Source organism: Halalkalibacter alkalisediminis (assembly GCF_028610705.1).
Lineage (GTDB): Bacteria > Bacillota > Bacilli > Bacillales > Bacillaceae_D > Halalkalibacter > Halalkalibacter alkalisediminis.
This window is the reverse complement of record NZ_JAQQWT010000023.1, coordinates 43,386-50,609: the sequence shown is the minus strand read 5'-3', so window position 1 is coordinate 50,609 and position 7,224 is coordinate 43,386. Positions and strand designations below refer to the sequence as shown.

Sequence of the window (7,224 nt, the reverse complement as noted above, 5' to 3'; positions counted from 1 at the left end):
GTGGCGGAATTGGCAGACGCGCTAGACTTAGGATCTAGTGTCTTATGACGTGGGGGTTCGACTCCCTTCACCCGCACCATTCATTACCAGTAATCAAGAAAAATATTGATTTGAACAAGAGTAAGCTGTTAAAGTATTAATTCTCACTGCTGAAGAGCAGAGATTTATCTTCCTGAAATAGATGCGCAGAACTTTTTGGCCTTTCTTCAATTTTGAGAGGACTCAAAACGCTCCATTTTTTTAAAAGCTTTTGCTCCTGTGTCTACGAGCGGTTGCTAACGAAGCAATCTTCCTTAGAGCAAGGCAGGAATGCTTTTTTTGATATACATAAATTAGGAAGAGCTTGAAACTTACTATATAGAAGAACATGCAACTTTTTTGAAAAAGCCTATAGCCACTATATCTTGTATCATAAATTTTAATAATAGCTGCCGAGACTTTCTCGACAGACTGAGCATTCCAATTGTGGAATGCTTTTTTTGCGTATTATGAAAAGAAAGGGTAGAAGAGATTTCTGATTCGGCCAGCCTCCTCCAAACTACTCATTCTACAATAACCACAAAATTTCTTTAAATTCCCATGTAAATTTATGTTAATATTAGAATAATTAGAATATTTTAAATTTAACAAACTCTAACAGGGGAGGAGGGAGTAGGGAGTAGGGTATTTATTGAAAATAGTAAAAACCTATATCCAAAGGAGGCTAATATGAATAAAAAAAGAGTTAAGCGGATGTTTTGTGTTTTACTATGTATCTCTCTACTTTTACCTAGTTTTAGGATTGGGTATGCTTCAGGCTATGTTCCTGATCCGAATTTTGAGAACAAATGGTATGAACAAGAACCGACTGCAACAGGGACAGGTGGAGCTGTTGCAACAGAGCATCCTTTAGCTTCCCAAGCTGCTAAAGAGATTATGGAACAAGGAGGGAATGCTATTGATGCAGCGATAGCAGCGCATGCGGTTCAGAATTTAGTCCGTCCATTTGCAGGAGGAGTAGGTGGCGGTGGGATGATGAATATTTACCTTGCTGAAAAAGATGAAGTTGTTACGCTTACGCATCGATCCATGTCACCAGACTCATTTGATATTACCTCCTTTGAAGATGAAGATGGGAATGTAATTCCACAGCTTACTAGATTAAGTAGTGGCATGTCAGTCGGGGTACCAGGTGCCGTAAAAGCATGGGAAGAGGCTTTGGAGGCTTACGGTAATTTAACGTTTAAAGAGGTTCTTGCTCCAGCTATTAAACATGCAAAAGAGGGGTTTATTGCAGATGAAGATATTATAAGAGAGATCTCTGAAAACAAATACCGTTTACGTATATACGAATCTTCTAGAAGCATTTATTTAACTGAAGATGGAAACGTTCCTGTGCCAGGAACGATCATAAAGAATCCGGATTTAGCACGTACTTTTAAGTTAATTAGTAAACATGGTAGTGAGGTTTTTTATAATGGAGAGATTGGAGAAGCGATCGTTAATGCTGTTACGAATCCCCCATACATTGAGAACCCTGAAGTGGAGTGGGAACTAGATGTACCTTTACCATTTGCTGGGCATATGACAATGGATGATATTGCAAAGTATCGAACTGACACTGGAAAGCCGGTTCATACCACCTATCGAGGCTATGATTATTATGGCATGCCGCTTGTATCTAGTGGAGGGTTAATGATAGGTCAGATGCTAAACATCCTTGAAGGATATGATTTATCAAACATGTCACACTCAGAATTTCTTCATAATTATTTAGAGGCTTCACGATTTGCTTTTGCGGATTATCGGAAATATCATGGTGATCCTGAGCATGTGGACGTACCAGTCGATGGAATTATTTCAAAAAAATACGCAGAGCAACTTCGTCAAAGCATAGGTGAAACAGCATTAATTGGTGAAAGGGCTTATGGAGATCCTTGGTTATTTGAAGACCCAACTTACGAGCCGAACCCTTTACCTGATTTAGAACCTGGATTTTCATATGATTTTGAGGGGAAGACAGGGAAAGAGTGGGATAAATCTAAACTTTTTGTAAGCTCTGCTTATGATACGTCCTATACTCTTAATGGAAATGGTTTTGGACGTATCGAAATCGGAGCAAGAAGAAATTCAGCTGGGCGAGCTATATCAGAAATGATTTGGTCTGAGGATCAAGAACTCCTTGTTCCGTTTCGGATCGATGGGTTTGATGGGGATCGCCGTCTGCGATTTTGGCTACGTGGTGATGGATTTAATATGACGTCAAGTCCTTATAATGGGTATGCTGTCGAAATTAAATCTGGTACTGATGAAATCCAATTGATTAATCGAGTGGATGGTTCAGGTACCATTATTGCTAAATTTGATCATGAAAGAACAAATGATCTACAGTGGTTACGGTTTAAAATTGTGGATGACCAAATTTCTATTAAAGTTTGGAATGATGATCAAGCTGAACCAAATAGATGGAACTTGGTCCAAGAAGATGACTCTGTGACAGGAGCAGGACGACTGCTTATTAGTACAGTTGAACTTTCAGATGTAACTGAAGGTGGGGCGTTTGAAGTAGGTCCAATTGTTGTGGAAGAGACAGATGAAAAAACAGAGTTGGAATCAGGTTTTTCTTATAATTTTGTTGGCGATGCAGGTGATCTGTGGGACGCTACAAAGTTTATTTCAATGAGCACAAGAGATGCAACAATGGAATTGACAGGTGAAGGAACTGGAAGAATGGATATTCCAGTTAATACGGCGTTTGCTAATGTAATTGCGGATATGAAACTTACTAAAAATCAAGAATTACAGATTCCTTTCCAGTTTACAGATCTAGAGACAAATTCAAATCCTCACTTGCGAATTTGGCTTAGAGCAGATACGGTTAGCACAACTATATCACCTGTTAACGGCTTTGGAGTAGATATTCGACCGGGGCAAAACCGGATTCGATTAGTAAAAGCAGTAAACGGATCTAATACGTGGTTCCAAGATATCGATTATAAAGGGACAGAAGAAGAACAAATGCTTCGATTTAAAGTGATTGATAATCAAATCTCTGTAAAGATCTGGGACAAAAAAGATGCAGAACCAACAGACTGGACATTTGTAACCACCGATAATTCCGTTGATCGCTCAGGTAGATTAATGATTGGTGCATATGAGTTTGGGAGTAGTGGTGCTGAAGTTCGTTTAGGCAAGATTTTAGTTGCGGAAACGGACGAAACCGTTCAAGAAAACCCAGTGGAGGAAGATTTTGTTTTTGAACCTAGATTTACTTACGAATTTACAGGTAATGCTGCAAGTAGTTGGAATGAGGATATTTTTTCTGTTGAAACGAGAAATTCGATCGTTGAAGAAAGTGGAGATGGTTTTGGACGTATCGACTTAGGTGAAAATCAGCATGATTATGCCAGAGTGATTCCGGATATGCTTGCAGTAAAAAATAAAGAACTTTTATTGCGTTACAAAATCGATGAAATCGGAAGTAGTCGAACGCTACGTTTATGGCTACGTGGTGATGAGTGGGATTCAAATACTGTTCCAAAAAATGGTTATAGTGTAGAGATAAAATCAGGGTTTAACAACATTCGAATTCACAAAGCGATAAATGGAGAGCAAAGTGAGATTGCCCGCTTTGATTATCCGCGTTCTAATGAAGAGCAAATGCTAAGAGCTAGAATCGTTGACAATCAACTATATGTAAAAATATGGAATTCTACTGAAGGTGAACCGTATGATTGGAATTTAGTTTATACAGATGAGGATGACCCGTTTTTAGAGGAAGGTAGATTCTTAATAAGTGCTTATGAATTTACAGACAATGCCGGTGGGGCATTTAGTATTGGAGAAATCAGTATTCATGAGATTCTTGAAGCAACAGATGACACAACAGAGATTAATAATGAAGGAGAGACGATTAACGTAACTGTCGCTGATCAATATGGAAACATTGTAGCTCATACTAGTACCATAACAAGTGTTGCAGGTAGTGGAATTGTTGTACCCGGTTATGGCTTTATGCTTAACAATGTACTCGGAAACCGTACACGTTTAGCGGCAGATGAAGGAGAACCGAATGCGGCTGCAAACCTTATGAAGCCATTAAGTACAATGTCACCAACAATCATAATGAAAGATGGAAAGCCTGTTTTTGCGGGGGGGTCTCCAGGTGGACTGACAATTCCAACAACCGTGTCACTCGTCCTGTTACTTCATTTAGATCGTGGCATGAGTTTACCGGCAGCAGTAGAGTCAGCAAGGCTATCACAAGAAAATCGAATTCATGGTCGAACACTTATAGAAGAATGGTTTAGAGACTCACAAGAATACAAAGAACTTCTTGCACTAGGTCATAAATTTGATGTTTCTGACCTTACTCATGGAATTGGCTCCTTTAATGGAATTGCATTCGCCGAAAACGGAGAAAAGCAGGCTGTAGCAGAAGCCGTTCGTCGTGGAGGAGGAAGTGCGATGGCATTTAATTTGGAAGAAGAAACAAAACCAACACCTGTTGGACCAAAGAAGCCACAACCAATACCAAGACCAGAGAAAAAAACAAAAACAACAGCAGATGGGATTGTTTTTGAAGAGAAAGGAAGCGAAGAGAATTTTTATTTAAGGAATGGAGCTGTGATGCATATTCAATAAAGTAGTTCTGTTTTGCTAATGGAGGCAGAGAAAGGATGCCTAATTATGTATCCTTTCTTTACTTTTTTCCGGATAACGATAGAGGTATTCTTAAATTGTGTTGGATTGAAACCTAATTTTAGTCTTAAATAATATATTAGAAGCTCATCATAATCAATTGAAGAATAGCTCTTTTATATATTCTTGAATGAAAGTACTGTAGTGCCTTTAGTGAATGGTCTGTGTGGAGGTGACAGATACTAATCGGTCGAGGACTTATCCAAACTATTCTTGATATGTTTCTATTTTGCATTATCTAGTTTTAGAGAGCCATCTCAAATGTGTACTAAGATACTCTATTGAGAATCCGATGTTCACGGTATTTTCTAGAAAATACCTTATATACTAGTCTGATGCAATAGCGAAGAGGCCACACCCGTTCCCATGCCGAACACGGTCGTTAAGCTCTTTTGCACCGATGGTAGTTGGGGGATTCCCCCTGTGAGAGTAGGACGTTGCCAGGCAAATTGAAAGCATTCCGTTGAGGGATGCTTTTTCTGTTTTTGGTTAGTATAAACATTAATACTTTCTTTTTTTAGTGTGAAATTTGTTATTATATAGATTTGAATTATTATCATTACATAATTGTTAGCAATTGTATTAGATCTAATAGAGTTCAATGTGAAGTATGGTTACCAAGTTGAGAGTGGTTAGTAAGAAAGACCTCGAGAATGTGGGTTCCAAGAAGGATCTCGAGAAACAGGATCTTGAACTAGTGAGTAAAAAGCTTGATGTTCTCTCCTCATAAGTAAGTCATAATACAGAACAGGAAGTTATCTTGAAAGATGTAGTTCAAAGAGTTAATGATAACGAAACGGACATCCATGTGATTAAGCGCATATGACCAGCAAATAACTTCTCACTATGAAGGCTTCCGCTTGAAATTTATTAGTACAAATATGATCTTCCTCGAGCTTCTATCATTGAACTGTAGTTCTTAAATTTAACTATTAGGTATCAAGAAACCGTGGAATATCCTCATCTATGCCAATCTATTTCCTTATCTTAAAGGTATTATAGTATAACTTTGATAAAATTATAAACTTATTTCGACATACGTGCTTACCGATTTTGCACATCATTCTACACTAATAATTAAGGAAGCCTACTTCACAGTAAACTTCCTTTTTTAAGTCTAATTTTTCAGATGTTTAAACAATCTCACGGCATGGGAATTTTTTCGATTATTTCATTCGTATTAAACCATACTAAGGGTGAATTACTTACAAAAGGGTCAGCTTTACGACGAGTAAGAGCGAATACTAAAAGGTATGCTTCACTGAATTCTTTAGTGATGAAAGAGAGGAATAGTAGATGAATATAATTTGGGGTATTTTTGGAATACTGACAATCTTTGCGGTTGCCTTTCTTTTTTCTAGTGATAAAAAGGCGATTAATTTACAAACGATTCTAGGTGGATTGGTTATTCAAATTGGGTTTGCTATTATTGTGTTGAAGTGGGAGACTGGGTTTGCGTTTTTACAATGGTTAACCTTAGGGATCTCAGCTATCATTGATTATGCGAACGAAGGAATCGGCTTTTTGTTTGGTGGATTATTTGAGGCCGAAGGGATAGGGTTTATTTTTGCGATACAGGTATTGAGTATTATTATCTTCTTTTCAGCTCTGATTGCAGTTTTATATTATATAGGTGTCATGCAAAAAGTGATTCAAATTCTAGGTGGGGTTTTATCTAAACTTCTTAAGACGAGTAGTACGGAATCGATGTCTGCCGCTGCAAATATTTTTGTCGGACAAACGGAAGCGCCTCTAGTGGTACGACCTTATCTTGAAAAAATGACGAAATCTGAATTATTTGCTGTTATGACGGGGGGACTAGCATCTGTTGCCGGTTCGGTTCTAATCGGTTATTCATTACTTGGGGTTCCGTTAGAGTACTTACTTGCAGCAAGTTTCATGGCAGCACCTGCTGGATTAATTATGGCAAAGATGATTATGCCAGAGACGGAGCAATCTTTGACGTCAGATAAGGTTATGGTTGATAGAGATATGGAGTCAGCCAATGTGATTGACGCGGCTGCGCGTGGGGCTAGTGTTGGATTAACGTTAGCTTTGAACATTGGGGCAATGCTTTTGGCTTTTATTGCGTTAATCGCGTTAATTAATGGAATATTAGGTGCGATCGGTGGTTGGTTTAATTTTCCAACGTTAACCCTAGAGTTGATTCTTGGGTACTTGTTCGCCCCGCTTGCGTTTGCAATTGGAGTTCCTTGGCATGAAGCTGTAATAGCAGGGGGACTTATTGGTCAAAAAATCGTTCTAAATGAATTTGTTGCTTATGCATCGTTCGCACCACAGATAGGAGAGCTTTCTGAAAAAACGGTTGCAGTCATTAGTTTTGCATTATGTGGATTTGCAAATATTTCATCGGTGGCAATTTTACTAGGTGGTTTAGGAAAGTTAGCGCCAAGTCGAAGAACAGATATCGCTAAACTTGGGATGAAGGCTGTTGTCGCAGGCGTGCTTGCGTCGTTATTAAGTGCATCAATTGCTGGAATGTTGTTTTAATGAAGGGAAAAGAGGATAAGAAAAAAGAATGGC

At 38.5% G+C, this 7,224-nt stretch carries 2 protein-coding genes and 1 rRNA gene; all 3 read left to right on the top strand.

From position 1 onward, the window contains the following. Positions 1 to 708: 708 nt before the first annotated feature. The 3 genes from PQ474_RS20170 (at position 709) to PQ474_RS20160 (ending at position 7,191) form a co-directional block, all read left to right on the top strand. On the top strand, positions 709 to 4,623 hold the full coding sequence (locus PQ474_RS20170; RefSeq protein ID WP_273847208.1) for a gamma-glutamyltransferase: 3,915 nt from the start codon (positions 709 to 711) through the stop codon (positions 4,621 to 4,623). A 388-nt stretch (positions 4,624 to 5,011) separates the two neighbouring features. Continuing rightward, positions 5,012 to 5,126: ribosomal RNA gene (rrf, locus tag PQ474_RS20165) — 5S ribosomal RNA — on the top strand. A gap of 850 nt (positions 5,127 to 5,976) precedes the next feature. After that, entirely contained in the window at positions 5,977 to 7,191 is a 1,215-nt protein-coding gene (locus PQ474_RS20160; protein WP_273847207.1) for a NupC/NupG family nucleoside CNT transporter, read from the top strand. Positions 7,192 to 7,224: the final 33 nt, after the last annotated feature.

Bases quoted from the DNA above. Each gene is read 5' to 3' on its own strand.
- PQ474_RS20160 (WP_273847207.1), top strand. From the start codon at position 5,977: ATGAATATAATTTGGGGTATTTTTGGAATACTGACAATCTTTGCGGTT.
- PQ474_RS20170 (WP_273847208.1), top strand. From the start codon at position 709: ATGAATAAAAAAAGAGTTAAGCGGATGTTTTGTGTTTTACTATGTATC.